This is a genomic window from Ruegeria sp. HKCCA5491, assembly GCF_013034565.1.
Taxonomy (GTDB): Bacteria; Pseudomonadota; Alphaproteobacteria; order Rhodobacterales; family Rhodobacteraceae; genus Ruegeria.
The window spans coordinates 1-14,357 of record NZ_WQGG01000022.1 but is presented as its reverse complement, the minus strand read 5'-3'; the positions used below and the strand labels follow the sequence as shown (position 1 = coordinate 14,357).

The window sequence follows — 14,357 nt, the reverse complement described above, 5'->3', positions numbered from 1 at the left end:
GCCCCAAGTGCCTGCTGTCGTTCCATGTTCTGAAGGACTGGCTGGGGTGGTAGGAATCCTTGCCCTCCGATGATTGTTATCGGCTTTTTAGCGAAGCTCGAGAAACTGGGGCGGTTGCGGGGGCGGAATGGAGCGTCAGCGGAATGAGCACGGGGCATTTTGACCGCTAGAGAGGCTGTTATCGTGTGCTGACTGGGTGCTGACGATATCGCTAAAACCGCCCAGTGGCGCTGAGACGACCGCTGACGAGTCGTTCCGGGGGCTGAAGACTGGTCGCTGGTGCTGGCGGTTGGGGGTTTGGCTGGCTGGGGCTAGGGCCCGCTCATAGCAGTGAAGTTTCCAAGCGAGGTGCTGCAAAACTTTACTGAAACAAACCACGAAGATTTTGTGCCGTTTTGTCGCTCGGATCACGTTCCGCAACCTGAGAAAGACAAAGACGTCCCATTGGGGCATCGCCATTCTCAAAATGCGCCATCGCTTCATTGAATTTTTCGAGCGTCCGTATGCGTGCCGCAGTCAATTCTTCGGGCAATGCATCTAAGACTTCAAAAACCGTTGCCGTTTCCGATCGCCCTTTGATCTTCAAACCAGGAATCCGGCGAAGCTGCATGTCTCCAGCCAACTCTGACGCGACACGGTCAGAGATCAGCATGGGTGTTTCCAGGGTTCGCGTCGCACTCTCCAAACGGGCGCAAAAGTTAACAGGATCACCGACGACATCGCATTTTAAGCGTTCGCTGTTTCCTACGGTCCCCATAATGAGTGTACCAGAGTGAACAGCCGACCCCATCTCAAACAGTGGTTCGTTCTTGCCGTTTTGGCCGCGTTCAATGAGCTTTTTGTGAGCATTGATGCTCGCTAGCACGGCATCGTCGGCGTTGCTTGAAAAAAGGGCCAGCACACCATCTCCTTCGAGGCCGCTAATAAACCCGCCTGTAGCGCGAAACTCCTGTTCAAGGATGTTCACGAACTCATTCAAGAGATCGAAAGCGGGCTTCGGGCCCAGACTTGATGCAATCGTAGAATAGGAGCGCATGTCTGCGAAAACTACTTGCATTGAGCTTTCGACAGACAATCCTTCGCGCACGTCCATCAGTCGATCTTTACCCAGAACATTCAGAAACTCCTGTGGCACAAATCGCAAACTCGCTTCATGCGTGTCGCGCAACTCCTCGTCTTTCAGTTTGAGTGCAACTGAGCTGGCCCAGGAGCGGATGGCCTCGCTTACAGTCAGGGTCAGATCATTTTCTGCCCAGGGTTTGCCAATGTACCGATACAGACGCGCCTGATTGACCGCAGCACCAACTGCGTCCGCTGTGGCTTGTCCGGTGAGAAGTATATTGAGAGTACTTGGCGAACGCTCGTGAACCTTAGCCAGAAACTCTTCTCCTCGCATACCAGGCATAAGCTGATCCGAGACAACAACGGGTACAGCAACGCCGTCTGTCATCAAATCTTCCAATACTTCGAGGCCCTCTTCTCCTGACTCGGCGATTTCAATGGTCACTTGAGGCAACGAGTTTCGCAGTTGCTCTTGCAGGCTGGTCAGAACGATCCGTTCATCGTCGACGCATAGCAATGTAGGGCGGCCCTTCAAGTGCTCGCCCAAGCGTACTAATTCATCCATCCGTCAATTCTTCCTGCTCTTGTTTTTGCACCCTTGGAATCCGCACTGTAAACTCTGTTTGGCCGGGTGTGCTGTTCACCGTCATCGTGCCGCCATGGCGACGTACAATATCAATGCTGATGGACAAACCAAGGCCCGTACCTTCGCCGATCTCTTTGGTCGTATAGAATGGTTCGTATATTCTATCGATCCGATCAGGCGAGATTCCAAACCCGGTATCTTCAACACTTACGATGAGCTCTTCGGAATTCATCCGGGCTTCCAAAGTCAATGTGCCGTCATAATCCATGGCCTGCAGCGCGTTGTGGATAAGGTTTGTCCATACTTGGTTTAGGGCGTCATGATCTGCCGAAATAACGGTGTCTACATCGTATCTTGTAACAACACGAACGCCGCGTTTGATTAGATTTTGATAAAGCGTAAGAACGGTATTTAGGTTCTCTGCGACAGACCCATTAGTGAACTCGCCCTTGGTGCCGGGATGCGCGTAATTCTTGAGCGCAAAGACGATTTTGGATGACCGTTCAGCGGCCATTTTGATTGTGTTGCAGTTCCGATTAAGGCTCGCAAAAGACCGCAGCTGGGCAAAGACCAAGGGCCAACGATTGCTGCGCAAGACACTTGCTTGATCAAGGTCGATATCGCGTAGACCAATCTCAACCAACTCAGAACTTTTCTGGGTTGCATCCTGAAATCCAAGATCAGCCAATTTGACCGCCAAGCTCTTTCGTACTTGCCTTTCTTCTCTGGTCGTCAGCTCGCCTTCACTTGTTTCGATGACCCTCATCAAGCTCGTAACGCCTGCGAGTTCCTGCTTGTTACTTGCATCATTCAGTTCGGGCCAACCCGTTAGGATGTTTTTGATAGCTCGGCTCAGATTGTCATTCGATGCCCGAATTGCTCCTAGTGGTGTGTTGAGCTCATGCGCGACGCCTGCAACCAACTCGCCCACCGCAGCCATTTTTTCGCTTTGAACCAAAGCCTCCCGCGATTGCGCCAAAGCCGTGTTTCGTCTTTCCAGAGCTTGCCCCATTTGCCTCCTTAGACGCATGAAAAAGCTAACAAGCACGAATATGGCAAGCGATACTGCAAGAAAGTTCATTGTGAACAAGTATAAAGGGATCTTTATAAGTTCAGCGTCCTGGAAAAGGTGCAGAGGCGGCGGGTTGTTGACCTCAATAATCAGAGACACAAAAACCAATAAAACGAAAAAACCCAACCATAAACGGGACATAATGCGTCCGCCAAAAGATTGAGCTGCAGTGAGACAGAGCATTGACCAAAGCATTGTGCCACCAGAAGCCACCAAACCTCCCAACGACCATTGAAATACAAACGGCAACAGGATGCTGATGAAAATCTGAAAGGCCCGTGCGAATTTGAAGTTCTTGGTGCGCCGCAATGCGCCAAAGTTGATCGCTGTCAAAACCACATACCCGAAAGGAACGAGGCTTTGCAGATACAGACCCATTCCCGACGCCACCGCTCCCCAAAGAAGGCCACCTCCAGACATGACGAGACCCGTAGCGATCAAAAAACGGTGTTGAAGCCTTTCTTCGCGAGAGCTGTCTGGCCGGTCAGCGATAGCTCCCCAATCAGCAAAACTTATCGCTGTCATAACGCTTCCCTTCAACATCCTTTGGCAATGGACGCTGCATGATAGATCATATTGTGGCGAGCGTGGGAAGGCGTTCAGACTACCGCCCTGCAACAAGCAATTACGCGACAGCAGTAAGTGCTCAACAAGCGGAAACTTTGCAGTCTTCGGCGATAGGATTGCGAGCATCCTGATGTTAGCTGTATTTAGAGCTCAGCAATTGCTGCTAGTGACAGCAATGCCGGTTGCTGGCTGAGCACTTTGTATCCTACTCCAGCTCTTCTTTCGGCGGGTGCGCCAATCGCTCTACGCTGGTCGATCGACTGGAAAGTCCGCAGAGCCGTCATTCAGCCCGCCTTCAACCAACGTCCGCTTTGTAGAAAGTAAGAAAACAAAGCGAGAGGCGGGTGCCCGGCAACCCGCTACGCTAGGCCCTCTCGACTCCACCGAGCCTTTATCTGGCAGGGGTTATGCGTGTTCTCGGCGTCCTGATGAGCCCGTGCATGACAACTTGGGCATAGTGCAATCGTGATGAACGTTTTCTTGCCCGTTGAGATGTCGGAGCAAAGTTCCTCACCGCAAATCTCGAGCAACTCCCCGCGCCACATTAACTCTTTGGTGGTGATGCCACATTGTTGACACTGCGCCTCTTCAAGAGCGCACCTGACTTCCTCAACCGAGACTATCCGTTGATAGTTGCATTCAGTATCGGCCATTTTCATACCCCGCGAAATCGTTGACAACTCAACCCTGTGCAATGGACCTGCTCTGGCCTCACCCAGTATTCGCCTTGGGACATGCACGCTAACGCAGGTGTCGGGCGCAAACAAGCCAGCGAGTATCACTCACACCTTCCCCCCCAGAAACCGAGGACCCTCCTGCATCTAAATAAAGAAGCAACTGCAGGAGTTTGATCCATGAAGTACCTGTCTGCCCTCGGCGTTCTCGTCGGGGGTTTTCTTTTGCACCCACCGCCCAAGGCCGTCCTGACGACGATGCTCTGGGTGGTTTCGCGGTCTCATCCCGCTGTCTCGGCGCTGGTTCTGTTGGCGGTTCTCTGGACGTGGAGGCCCAACGATGACTGAGCTGGAGCTAAACCCCGGCGACGTCGTGGTTGTCCGCGCCTTCGATGACGTCCCTGAACATCTGTTCCGCGTGGAAGAGGTGTTTGCAGACTGCGTGACCGGCTTTGCCGTCACTGGCCCTTTGGCTGGGTCCTATGGCGAACCGGCACTCGAGATGATCCTGCGGATCGTCCCTTACGACTAACACCCTAAAAAATCAAAACAGAAAAGGAGGAGGCCCATGTCTGCTCACATTCGCTATGCTTATTTGAAGGGCCATACGTGGCTGTTCAGACGTAACTATCCCGTTGACGTGGCTCTCGCGCTGGGCGCGCAGGCCCTGAAACAGAGCCTCAAGACCAGTGACCGCAACACTGCCCGCGTCCGAGCCGCTGAAGTCAATGCGCGGTTCGAGACACTGGTGGAACAGGTTCGGTCGCAGGCTGAAGAAGCCCTCTCTGCCCCAGAGGTCAACGGTTTTTCTCCGGAATGGGTTGACCAACCAGTGTCGTCTCTCGTCCGTCTCCGGGCCACTCTGGAGGACTCTGGATGTAATCTGGAGCGGTCTAAGTTCATCAAACCAACAGCGCCGGTAAAGGTGCCGGTTCGTGACCTGAGCCGGGCCTATCTGAACAAGCGCAGTAACGAACTACGACCCAGCGGGTTCAAATCGGTCCGATATTCTGTCGGGTTATTCGCTAGTCGATTTGGTGACCAGTCGGTTTGCAGCCTGGACAGAGCAGACGGGCGAGACTTCCTGTCCGCAATAGCCCAACTGTCCCCGATGATCGGCAAGTCTGAACGGACCCGTGGGCTAACCCTGGACCAGCTGGTCGCGTTCTCGTCTCGGGGGGCAGTGACCATAACTGCGAGAACCCAGCGGCGGATCTGGTCTCAGGTCAATCACTTCCTCGACTGGGTGGTCTATGAGGGGCATCTGGAGGTCAATCCGTTCAGGACCGTTCTCTTCGATCGAAAGGTGCGCCCAGCGCCTTATGCCGTCCCGACCGACAATGAAGTCGTGCGATTGCTGGGAGCCAAGGACCGGGAGTTACATCCGGTTCTGCTGACCTGTCTGCTGTCAGGAATGCGCGCGGGGGAAGCAGTTGGGCTGCTTCGGGAAGACCTCGTGACCAAGGGCAACCTCGGGTGCTTCGTTCATGTTCAGCCCAATGAACTGAGACTGCTGAAGACCGATGCGGCGGAGAGACTGGTTCCGGTTCACCCGGCGCTTGATGAGACGTTCCGGCAGTTACCCGCATCCGGTCCTCTGTTCCCTGACCTGACCGTGGCGCATGTCACCAAGGGGTTCGCGCGGCTACGACGGCGGCTAGACTTGGAGCGACCGGGACTGGTGTTTCACTCGACCCGCAAGTGGTTCATCACCCAATGCGAGCGAACAGGAGTTCCAGAGCACTTCACAGCATCTCTGGTCGGTCACCAATCGGCACGGTCGGAGAACGGGATCACCTACGGCATCTATTCGGCTGGCATTAGTGACGAGCAGCGTCGGTCGATCGTCGATCAGATAAGACTCCCGACATGACCTTCCCTGACATCGACGCGTTCGAGGAACGGGCTGCTATCGCCGAATACGATGGTGGCTGCTCCCGTAAAGCAGCGGAAGATCTGGCTGCTCGGGCACAGGGGTTCCGTGACGCTGAAGCCTACTGGCAATGGTTGGCTGACTATGTCGTCAACCGAAGACCACCCTCGTAGACATAACCCTCGGCGGCCCTTAGCGGGTTGCCGGGGGTACTAACTTTGATTTCTTTTTTCGAAGTCGACGTTGGGTGAGGGCTGGCTGAATGACTGTTCTGCGGGCAAAGCTGCCAAACAATGCTTCATGGTGTAGGCAATGTACCTGCCCACACCAAAGATCCGCTTCGACACTGCGGTTTATTCAATTGCAGGTAGCCCGGTGACCGCCTCGAACGCGTCCGAATGCGGCTCCACATGATGAGGTTCTCGTGTCCCGGGCAACACTTCAAAGAACGGATCGAAATCGACCATTGCCTGAGCGAGGATACCGAGCACGGTGGGGTCGCCCTCTATTTGAGCTGATCCATCCGAAAGTTGCGCATCCAGTGTTTTCTCACCGGCCATTGTCAACTCCAAGTCGGCACGGTTGATTGTCAAAATCAGGTCGGGCCCATCTGCAGTGAACCCTTCGACATTTGTCAACGTCGCGTTGCGCAACTCCACGAGGAACTTCTCACCATTGTCGGGGGTCACCAAGTTCATAGTGAACTCGTGCCCTTCGACTTTGCGGCTGTCCATCTTGATGGCAAGGAAGTTCAGGAACAGTTCCGTCGACATAGCTCGAATAACGTCCGGACTCGAAGTGTCTGGAATGTCGCCCCCCGGGATACCCGAACGCAACTCAAATGCTCCGGACAGGAAGGAATTACGAAGTCCCGGGTTTTCTTGCTGATAGCCGAGTTGTTCGTACACATCTGCCAGCAGGTTCCGGGCCGACATGTTATACGGTTCCGCTTGCACCAGCTTGTTCAGAATCTCGCTGGCCAGAAGGTATTCACCGGTGTCATGCAATTCGACTCCTCGAGCCATGATTGCGTCTGAGCCGCCCATCATTTCTACATAGAGAGGCGCTGAGTCCTCTGGCGAGTGCGGGATCAACGTTGCCGGGTTGCAGTCCCAGAAGCCAATGTAACGCTGTACAACACCTCGGCTGTTGTGCTGGGGTGAACCGTGATAGCCGCGACAGTGCCACTTGTCTTGAAGGCTTTGCGGCAGGCTATAGACGTTGTGAATCTGGTTGATCGTCACGCCTTTGTTGACGAAATGCAGCACCTGATTGTTCATGTGTGCATAAAGGTCTCGCTGATCGCGCAAAATCGCTTGGACTCGGTCGTTGCCCCAACGTGGCCAGTGGTGCGAATAGAACATCACATCTGCTTCTTCACCATAGAGATGAAGCGCGCGGCTGATATACTTCGACCAACGCAACGGATCACGTACAGGTGCACCGCGCAGCGTGTAAATATTGTGTAACGTCGCCGTCACGTTTTCCGCCATCCACAAAGCCTTCATGTCGGGCAAGTAGGTGTTCATATTCGAAGGTGCCTCTGTCCCCGGTGTGTTCTGGAAAATCATCCTGACACCGTCCACCTCAAACTCTTCGATGTCCTCTTCAACTATTCGGGTCGGCGCAATCAGTCCGACAGCACCGGCTGACACACCCTGTCCAAGACCCTGTCCGACATAACCATGAGGGCTTGCAGGCAGGAGTAGCCCATACTGGTAAAACAGGCGGCGATTCATGGCGTTGCCAGCATATACATTCTCGGAAATTGTATGCTCCATGAAATCGCGGGGTGCGATAATTTCAACTTTTCCTGCGCGGACATCGGCCTCATCAACGACACCGCGCACACCCCCCCAATGGTCGCCGTGGGAATGCGAATATATCACCGCTGTTACGGGTAATCCCTCGCCCACATGCTGCTGGAACAACTCCAGAGCAGCGCGAGCAGGTTCCGCAGAGATAAGAGGATCAATAACAATCCACCCAATCTTGCCGCGCACGAAAGTGACATCGGAGAGGTCAAACCCACGCACTTGGTAAATGCCGGGAATAACTTCGTAGAGACCATAGTTCTGGTTCAATCGGGAAATGCGCTGCAGGGATGGATGAATACTGTCAAAGTCAGTATCGCTGTTCAGAAAATCAAATCGCTTCTTGTCCCACGCGACGTGACCGGCATCAGCCATGATCTGCTTGTCCTGCATCTCAGCAATGAGGCCGCGCTGCTGTTCTTCGAAGTCCTGGACATCAGAGAATGGAAGGGTACGCTTCGCTTCGTCCAGAATTTCCAGTGTATATTTGGACGGTGCCTTCCCTTTCGGATGGAAATGCCCTTCAAGTGGCGGTGCGGAAGCCGAGCTCTGTGCAGCTGCTTCGTCTAACAGAGCGGCGGACGAAACAGCAAATGCCGTTCCGACGGTTGGAATTGCCTTCAATACATCGCGTCTAGTGGTCATAAGTTCCCCCTCCCAAATCTTCAAACCGTGACTATGTTTGCGATGATAGCAGGCGAGAAGCTTTGATGCATGATAAACAAATTCATTTCTTGTGATGTCTTCTCGGAGTTCTCAGGCCAGCCATTCGAAGCACTAGGCTCGAGCGACCGCCCCACCAGCCCCACCAACCCGCCAACACCAGCGACCAGTCTTCAGCACCCGGAATCGATCGTCAGCGGTCGTCTCGGCGCCAGTGAAGGTCCTCTAGCGGTCTCGCCAGCACCAGTAAGCGACTTCTCTAGCGGTTAGAAATGTCCCGGGCTCTCCCTCGAAATGCCCCCGAAACCGCCCCAGTTTCGGCCACCGGTTGGAAAAGCCTATAACAATCATCGGGCGGCAAGGATTCCTACCACCCCAGCCAGTTCATCAGAACATGGAACGAGACTAGGCACTTGGGTCACCGATACCCGAGAAATGCCCCCGTTTATGCCCCAGTGGTTTTGGGTGTTGCGGGTGCCGAGGGTGGGCCCTCAGAGGTCTTTGAAGGCCCATGCCACAGGTCATAGCAGGTCTCGATCGACCCCGTTCGCCCAGAAGTCCCAGTCGTCGCGCTTGTTATCCGCCGCAGACCCCTCAATTAGGTGCTCAGGACGGACGCAGCGCTCGTTATGACAGCGATGGCGAACCACCGTCGCCTCATCGATCACCGCCCGGTTAACCACACAGTAAACGAACCGCGCAGAGGCTACCTGTCGGCCCTTGAACCGTGTTTTCGGCCGTCCCTGCGTCGAGGTAACCCAGCACCCGTTCTCATCCTCTGTGGTTTGCGATAGGACGGAGTTGGCCCTCGAAAGGGCCTCCTCGTAGTGATTATCCACAATGTCCTGGAGCCAGATCTCGCAGTCGTCTCTCAAGAAGGAGGGCTGCCCATCCATCTTATGATCTACACTGCGGCGACGGCTGATTAGACCGTTTATTGGGGGTACGCACCAGGTGCATATGTGAATTCACCACGCGATGCCCAGTGCCAGAAAGATAAGTCAAACCGCCTAAACGGACCTTAATGTTCTGGTTTAGAAAAATTAAGAACCAACTCCCAAGTTTGAACTGTAACCAGAAACGTAGTTCAGTTTTCTAGGAGAGTTCTATGGAAGGTGCGCAGATTCAAAGACCATACAGAAACGTATTTTCAGCTTTGATTTCGGACTATGCCGAAGCAAAAACAGAACAGTTCAGGCGCAGGGTTCTCAGTAACACTGTAAAAGAACTGGAACGACTGAGCGATCGTCAATTGCACGACATCGGCGTCCCACGAGAACAGATAAAGCAAAGGGCATACCAGAGCGTCTATTTTGGCGTTCCCTATCGTCAGTCATGAGAAAATAAGCAAAGGAGGTACCGAGAAATGTTTGATTCTGTTCGCCCAACCGACCAGACGGCACCGTCTACGAGTGCATTGCTGTTATTCGACAGGGCAATGAGAATTCGGGCAATTCGCTGCGATATTGTTCGTGCCGCCCAATATCTGGACCGCTTCAGCGATAAACAATTGTCCGAGATCGGGATCAATCGCGCTGACATCGAGGACACGATTCAAAGATACATTTGATAGCCTAAGGTTTTCCGCAACGAGTTAATCGAAACTGGCAAATGCAATAAGGGTCAATCCAGAGACCCTGGAGTGACCATTATTTCATCAGGCTTCCTGCTCTGCTTTTCTCGATGCTTCGCAGATTACTGATGGGGTTAGTTCGACCACCAACACTAGCGACCAGTCTTCAGTGCCAGTAAACGGTTGCTTTGGGTTTCCTCAAAAACCTCTGAGGGCCCACCCTCGGCACCCGTAACAACTGGGGCATAAACGGGGGCATTTCTCGGAGGGTTTAGCCCCTAGTGCCTGTCGCTGTTCCATGTTCAGATAAACTGGCTGGGGTGGTAGGAATCCTTGCCTTCCGATGATCGTTATAGGCTTTTTGGCGAAGCTCGAGAAACTGGGGCGGTTTCGGGGGCATTTTATCGCTAAAGAGGCTGCTGGAGGGGCAGCCTACGAGACCGCTAGAGACCCGTCCACTGGCGCTGAGACGACCCGCTGACGATCGATTCCGGGGGCTCGCTGGTGCTGGCGGTTGGGGGCGGAGCGGACGTTAAGGCATGATGCAGCGAAGGACTGGTTAGAGCCCAAAGTAGACGTTCATCGGGCCGATCGATAAGTTATGCAAATCGAACTTTGATTACCGCGCAGGTCAAATAGGATAGCAGGCTCAAATGGAAAATGTCGATCCAATAAGGGCTCGTGGTCGTTTCGGCGTTAGCCGAGAGCAATGGCTAGCGGCAGCACTGGATGCTCTTGAGCACGGCGGTGTAGGCGCGGTACGGGTGAAGCGGTTGGCTGAAACTATCGGTGTGAACAAAAGCGGATTCTATTTTCACTTCAAGGACCGACAAGCACTTTTGGCTGCATTGCTCGAATATTGGGGTAGTTTGGAACAGGGACCTGTCGAAGTTTTGGACAGCAACCCATTGGAAACGCCGGTTGAGGCTCTGAAAGCAATCGCAGAAACCGTTGATCTCAAAGACCTTGCTAGACACGACGCATCAATTCGGCAGTGGGCTAAACAGGATGAAGCCGTTGCCCAAGTTTACGAAAAAAAAATGCAAGAGCGACTTCAGCTGGTCAGGTCACTGTTTCAAGCACTTGGATTTGAAGGTCTGTCGTGTGAGGTGCGTGCACGCACTTTCGTCGGCTTCACTTCAGCAGAACGCGATCTTTTCCGAGACCAATCCACATCGGAGCGCGCTGAACTGAGAAACGCCCGCATCGAGTTACTGATCTCTGATTTATAGACACTAGTGTTGACTAAAATCTGCGACTTGCTAGGCTGAACCGTGTTCCATCAGTTTTTCCGGAGGGAGCGGCATGCGAAAAGTCTCGTTGATTTGTACTTTGGCGGGGTTAGCCATGATCTGGAGCAGTGGTACGCCTTTTGCGCAATCAGTTCCTGGTCCTAGCGAACCAAGCCACAACGGCGACGTCTATTACCCGGGAACGGAAGCACTTGGGGCTGAGGAGATACGTGTCACGGTTTGTGGCAGCGGCATGCCGACTGTGCGGCCGAAACAGGCGGCGGCTTGTTTTCTTGTCGAACTGGGCAATGGTGACAAGTTTCTCTTCGATATCGGCGCACAGTCCATGGCTAGGATTTCCGCGATGAAAATACCTTACGATTACCTCGACAAGGTTTTCATCGGACATCTTCACCTCGATCACATGGCCGATTTGCCTTCACTCTGGATCGGCGGCCTGAAAGCAAATCGCACTTTTCCTTTGCGTATTTGGGGGCCAAGCGGCCCGACACCGGAACTGGGCACCAAAGCGATGATGGAGCATATGGAAAAAATGTACGCTTGGGAGGTGCAATCGATCATTGGCAAACTTGACGATCGCGGCCTCCGATTGGAAGTGAATGAATTTGACTACAAGGGTGTTAACGCGATCATCTTTGAAGAAAATGGTGTTGTCGTGCGATCCATCCCCGCAGTGCACGCAATTGATGGGTCGGTAAGCTTCATTCTCGAATGGAATGGTATGAAGGTGGCCTATTCAAGCGACTCGTCGCCGACACATTGGTGGGTCAAACATACCAAAGGGGTGGATCTTTCAATCCACGAGAGTTTCGCGCCGCCCGCTACGCTGATTGAAAAACAGAACTATTCGCCGGATTTCGCGTTGTTGCTCGGGACGTTGTTACATACGTCGCCCAGCCAGTTCGGAAAACTCATGGCTGAAACCCAGCCGCGCTTGGCCGTCGGGTATCACTTCTTCAACGATCACGACACATTGCCAACTCAGCTAGAAGAAATCCGGAAAGTGTATGACGGACCACTGGCCATGGCGCAGGATTATATGGTGTTTAATGTCACAAAGGACGATATCAAAGTCAGGATGGCCGTAGTGGACGGGGAAATTTGGCCTTCACCGCCAACACGCCCCAAAGTGGCTGAGGACAAGAGCGAAGAAATCCTTTCAGAGTTTATCTTGTCTGGTGACTATTTCATGGAGGAACTTTTGACTGATATCTGGGCGGAAACTGCTGCTGAGTTCGGCAGCGACGCGCAGCTACCTCCGGGTGGGTTGGCCGGTTTAGGACAGAAATAGTGTTGAGCGAGAAATACGGCGCACTTTATCCCGGCCTGTGGGTGGTTCAGCCGATGCAGAAGCTTTTGGGCATGCACTACGGTCGTGTCGAACAGTTCTCTCACCGCGAACCAATGACTCCTGAAGAAGCACGTCTCAAAGCCCAAAGTCATTAAGGTTACGAGATTTGAGCCGCCCAATTGGCGGCTCGGCTAGCTTAGGAATCAAAATAGCCAAACGAGTTGACCTATGAAACAAACCATATTGAAAATTGTTTTATCAACAATAACAGTACTCGCTTCGAAGCAAGCCATCGCTGAACCAATTCCGCTCGCCGGTCAAAGCGAAACAGATTGGCGTCATACTCTTGCGATCTATGCGTTCCTGCCAGCAAGAACCAGCGGGGACTCGACGGTTGCAGGAGTGACAGTCCCGCTTGATCTGGATTTTGGCGACGCGCTGGAGCTCCTCGATTTCGCCGCAGCCGGTCGATACGAAGCCTGGCGCGGCGATTGGGGTTTCATAATCGATGCCAACTATGTTTCGCTTGAAGCCGATGGCAGTTTGCCTACCCCTGTGAGCGCTCCGTTCAGCGCTGATATTCGTCAGGAATGGCTGGGTTTGCTTGCGGCGTACAAAGCCGTCGATGCAATTGGGAGCAACGGGCAGCGCTACGCCATCGATCTACAGGCTGGCGCACGTTACAACTCTTTGCGCCAGGAGATTACAGTGACATCTCCGGCACCAATCCCAGTGTTGGGCGGTGATGAAGGCTGGTGGGAACCCGTTATCGGCGCACGCGGCACTTGGGTGCTCAACGAGCGATGGACCGCAATTGCATCCTTGGAACTTGGCGGCTTTGGCGCAGGCGGTAACGACCTGCAAGTCGGAGCTAATGTTGGTGTAGATTGGCGTCCGTGGGAGACAACTTCGCTGTTCTTTGGGTGGCGATATTTCAGCATGGACTACAGCGACACGCTGTCCACAGGGGCGTTCGAATATGATGTCGATCAGCACGGGCCGGTTCTTGGTGTCAAGTTCAGATTCTGATTTGCGGCCCAGATCAAAGCATACTCTGCACTCCGGCCAACGGCGGGTTTGTCCCGCAACCCCGTCATCCGCCCAGACTGTTTGAACGTCCGCTCCCCAGAAACCGAGAGAACCCCTGCATCTAAATAAAGAAGCAACTGCAGGAGTTTGATCCATGAAGTACCTGTCTGCCCTCGGCGTTCTCGTCGGGGGTTTTATTTTGCACCCACCACCCAAGGCTGTCCTGACAACGATGCTCTGGGTGGTCTCTCGGTCCCATCCCGCTGTTTCGGCGCTGGTTCTGCTGGCGGTCCTCTGGACGTGGAGGTCCGACGATGACTGAGCTGGAACTGAACCCCGGTGACATCGTTGTCGTCCGCGCCTTTGATGACGTCCCTGAACATCTGGTCCGTGTGGACGAGGTGTTCGAAGACTGCGTGACCGGCTTTGCTGTCACCGGCCCTCTGGCTGGGTCCTATGGCGAACCGGCAATCGAGATGATCGTTCGACTCGTATCAACCAACTGAACCCATCCCAAATTTCAAACGTGAAAGGAGGAGACCATGTCTGCTCACATTCGCTATGCCTATCTGAAGGGCCATACGTGGCTGTTCAGACGTAACTATCCCGTTGACGTGGCTCTCGCGCTGGGTGCTCAGGCGCTGAAGCAGAGCCTCAAGACCAGTGATCGTAACACCGCCCGTGTTCGTGCCGCAGAAGTCAACGCCCGGTTCGAGACACTGGTGGAACAGGTTCGGTCGCAGGCAGAAGACGCCCTCTCTGCCCCAGAGAGCGCCGCTGACGTTCCTGATTGGGTTGACCAGCCAGAGACGTCTCTCGTCCGTCTCCGGGCCACTCTGGAGGATTCTGGATGCAATCTGGAGCGGTCCAGCTTCGCCAGACCAACTGCACCGGTAAGGG

Annotated in this window: 17 protein-coding genes; 13 read left to right on the top strand and 4 right to left on the bottom strand. The window is 53.9% G+C overall.

The features are described from left to right. Positions 1 to 361: 361 nt before the first annotated feature. Positions 362 to 1,627 carry a response regulator gene (locus GOV88_RS20330; protein WP_170560081.1) on the bottom strand — a complete coding sequence of 422 codons (1,266 nt, stop codon included), beginning with the start codon at positions 1,625 to 1,627 and terminating at the stop codon, positions 362 to 364. After that, positions 1,620 to 3,245 carry a sensor histidine kinase gene (locus GOV88_RS20325; protein ID WP_170560079.1) on the bottom strand — a complete coding sequence of 542 codons (1,626 nt, stop codon included), beginning with the start codon at positions 3,243 to 3,245 and terminating at the stop codon, positions 1,620 to 1,622. The genes GOV88_RS20330 and GOV88_RS20325 overlap by 8 nt, the downstream gene beginning before the upstream one ends. An 896-nt stretch (positions 3,246 to 4,141) precedes the next feature. On the opposite strand from GOV88_RS20325, the gene GOV88_RS20320 reads away from it, so the two are divergent. From GOV88_RS20320 to GOV88_RS20305, 4 genes are read left to right on the top strand one after another with little or no spacing between them, the layout of a single operon-like run. Then, positions 4,142 to 4,309: a hypothetical protein gene (locus tag GOV88_RS20320; RefSeq protein ID WP_170555652.1), complete on the top strand. Its 168-nt coding sequence runs from the start codon at positions 4,142 to 4,144 to the stop codon at positions 4,307 to 4,309. Continuing rightward, positions 4,302 to 4,493, top strand: coding sequence for a hypothetical protein (locus GOV88_RS20315; protein WP_171241539.1), 192 nt, complete (start codon positions 4,302 to 4,304; stop codon positions 4,491 to 4,493). Before GOV88_RS20320 ends, GOV88_RS20315 begins: the two co-directional genes overlap by 8 nt. Positions 4,494 to 4,529: 36 nt before the next feature. Next, the gene (locus GOV88_RS20310) at positions 4,530 to 5,834 is read left to right on the top strand and encodes a DUF6538 domain-containing protein (protein WP_171241538.1); all 1,305 of its coding nucleotides are present in this window, start codon (positions 4,530 to 4,532) and stop codon (positions 5,832 to 5,834) included. After that, positions 5,831 to 6,007: a hypothetical protein gene (locus GOV88_RS20305; protein WP_171241537.1), complete on the top strand. Its 177-nt coding sequence runs from the start codon at positions 5,831 to 5,833 to the stop codon at positions 6,005 to 6,007. The genes GOV88_RS20310 and GOV88_RS20305 overlap by 4 nt, the downstream gene beginning before the upstream one ends. Before the next feature lie 180 nt (positions 6,008 to 6,187). Here GOV88_RS20305 and GOV88_RS20300 read toward each other — a convergent pair whose 3' ends face one another. Beyond that, positions 6,188 to 8,317, bottom strand: a complete 2,130-nt coding sequence (locus tag GOV88_RS20300) for an alkyl/aryl-sulfatase (RefSeq protein WP_254449285.1) — start codon at positions 8,315 to 8,317, stop codon at positions 6,188 to 6,190. A 515-nt stretch (positions 8,318 to 8,832) separates the two neighbouring features. Next, positions 8,833 to 9,207, bottom strand: a complete 375-nt coding sequence (locus tag GOV88_RS20835) for an HNH endonuclease (protein WP_171241536.1) — start codon at positions 9,205 to 9,207, stop codon at positions 8,833 to 8,835. A gap of 212 nt (positions 9,208 to 9,419) precedes the next feature. Between GOV88_RS20835 and GOV88_RS20290 the strand changes: the two genes are divergently transcribed. The 9 genes from GOV88_RS20290 to GOV88_RS20250 form a co-directional block, all read left to right on the top strand. Beyond that, a complete protein-coding gene (locus GOV88_RS20290) occupies positions 9,420 to 9,650 on the top strand; it encodes a DUF1127 domain-containing protein (RefSeq protein WP_171241535.1) in 231 nt (76 codons plus the stop codon). Positions 9,651 to 9,677: 27 nt separating this feature from the next. Further along, the gene (locus tag GOV88_RS20285) at positions 9,678 to 9,881 is read left to right on the top strand and encodes a DUF1127 domain-containing protein (RefSeq protein WP_171241534.1); all 204 of its coding nucleotides are present in this window, start codon (positions 9,678 to 9,680) and stop codon (positions 9,879 to 9,881) included. 656 nt (positions 9,882 to 10,537) lie between these two features. Further along, a complete protein-coding gene (locus GOV88_RS20280; RefSeq protein WP_171241533.1) occupies positions 10,538 to 11,116 on the top strand; it encodes a TetR/AcrR family transcriptional regulator in 579 nt (192 codons plus the stop codon). A gap of 73 nt (positions 11,117 to 11,189) precedes the next feature. Continuing rightward, entirely contained in the window at positions 11,190 to 12,428 is a 1,239-nt protein-coding gene (gntH, locus tag GOV88_RS20275; RefSeq protein ID WP_171241532.1) for a guanitoxin biosynthesis MBL fold metallo-hydrolase GntH, read from the top strand. A gap of 2 nt (positions 12,429 to 12,430) precedes the next feature. Next, the gene (locus GOV88_RS20270; protein WP_171241531.1) at positions 12,431 to 12,583 is read left to right on the top strand and encodes a hypothetical protein; all 153 of its coding nucleotides are present in this window, start codon (positions 12,431 to 12,433) and stop codon (positions 12,581 to 12,583) included. Positions 12,584 to 12,656: 73 nt separating this feature from the next. Continuing rightward, the gene (locus GOV88_RS20265; RefSeq protein ID WP_171241530.1) at positions 12,657 to 13,457 is read left to right on the top strand and encodes an outer membrane protein; all 801 of its coding nucleotides are present in this window, start codon (positions 12,657 to 12,659) and stop codon (positions 13,455 to 13,457) included. Positions 13,458 to 13,611: 154 nt separating this feature from the next. Continuing rightward, a complete protein-coding gene (locus GOV88_RS20260; RefSeq protein ID WP_171241529.1) occupies positions 13,612 to 13,779 on the top strand; it encodes a hypothetical protein in 168 nt (55 codons plus the stop codon). After that, entirely contained in the window at positions 13,772 to 13,963 is a 192-nt protein-coding gene (locus GOV88_RS20255) for a hypothetical protein (protein ID WP_171241528.1), read from the top strand. Before GOV88_RS20260 ends, GOV88_RS20255 begins: the two co-directional genes overlap by 8 nt. 36 nt (positions 13,964 to 13,999) lie before the next feature. Further along, positions 14,000 to 14,357, top strand: a 358-nt coding sequence (locus tag GOV88_RS20250) for a DUF6538 domain-containing protein (RefSeq protein ID WP_371808275.1), incomplete at its 3' end; no start/stop codon positions are given.

What these genes read in the sequence shown, in the direction of transcription:
- GOV88_RS20315 (WP_171241539.1), top strand. Translation starts at nt 4,302, where the DNA reads ATGACTGAGCTGGAGCTAAACCCCGGCGACGTCGTGGTTGTCCGCGCC.
- GOV88_RS20290 (WP_171241535.1), top strand. Translation starts at nt 9,420, where the DNA reads ATGGAAGGTGCGCAGATTCAAAGACCATACAGAAACGTATTTTCAGCT.
- GOV88_RS20320 (WP_170555652.1), top strand. Translation starts at nt 4,142, where the DNA reads ATGAAGTACCTGTCTGCCCTCGGCGTTCTCGTCGGGGGTTTTCTTTTG.
- GOV88_RS20835 (WP_171241536.1), bottom strand. Translation starts at nt 9,207, where the DNA reads ATGGATGGGCAGCCCTCCTTCTTGAGAGACGACTGCGAGATCTGGCTC.
- GOV88_RS20265 (WP_171241530.1), top strand. Translation starts at nt 12,657, where the DNA reads ATGAAACAAACCATATTGAAAATTGTTTTATCAACAATAACAGTACTC.
- GOV88_RS20260 (WP_171241529.1), top strand. Translation starts at nt 13,612, where the DNA reads ATGAAGTACCTGTCTGCCCTCGGCGTTCTCGTCGGGGGTTTTATTTTG.
- GOV88_RS20280 (WP_171241533.1), top strand. Translation starts at nt 10,538, where the DNA reads ATGGAAAATGTCGATCCAATAAGGGCTCGTGGTCGTTTCGGCGTTAGC.
- GOV88_RS20285 (WP_171241534.1), top strand. Translation starts at nt 9,678, where the DNA reads ATGTTTGATTCTGTTCGCCCAACCGACCAGACGGCACCGTCTACGAGT.
- GOV88_RS20255 (WP_171241528.1), top strand. Translation starts at nt 13,772, where the DNA reads ATGACTGAGCTGGAACTGAACCCCGGTGACATCGTTGTCGTCCGCGCC.
- GOV88_RS20330 (WP_170560081.1), bottom strand. Translation starts at nt 1,627, where the DNA reads ATGGATGAATTAGTACGCTTGGGCGAGCACTTGAAGGGCCGCCCTACA.
- GOV88_RS20305 (WP_171241537.1), top strand. Translation starts at nt 5,831, where the DNA reads ATGACCTTCCCTGACATCGACGCGTTCGAGGAACGGGCTGCTATCGCC.
- GOV88_RS20310 (WP_171241538.1), top strand. Translation starts at nt 4,530, where the DNA reads ATGTCTGCTCACATTCGCTATGCTTATTTGAAGGGCCATACGTGGCTG.
- GOV88_RS20325 (WP_170560079.1), bottom strand. Translation starts at nt 3,245, where the DNA reads ATGACAGCGATAAGTTTTGCTGATTGGGGAGCTATCGCTGACCGGCCA.
- gntH (WP_171241532.1), top strand. Translation starts at nt 11,190, where the DNA reads ATGCGAAAAGTCTCGTTGATTTGTACTTTGGCGGGGTTAGCCATGATC.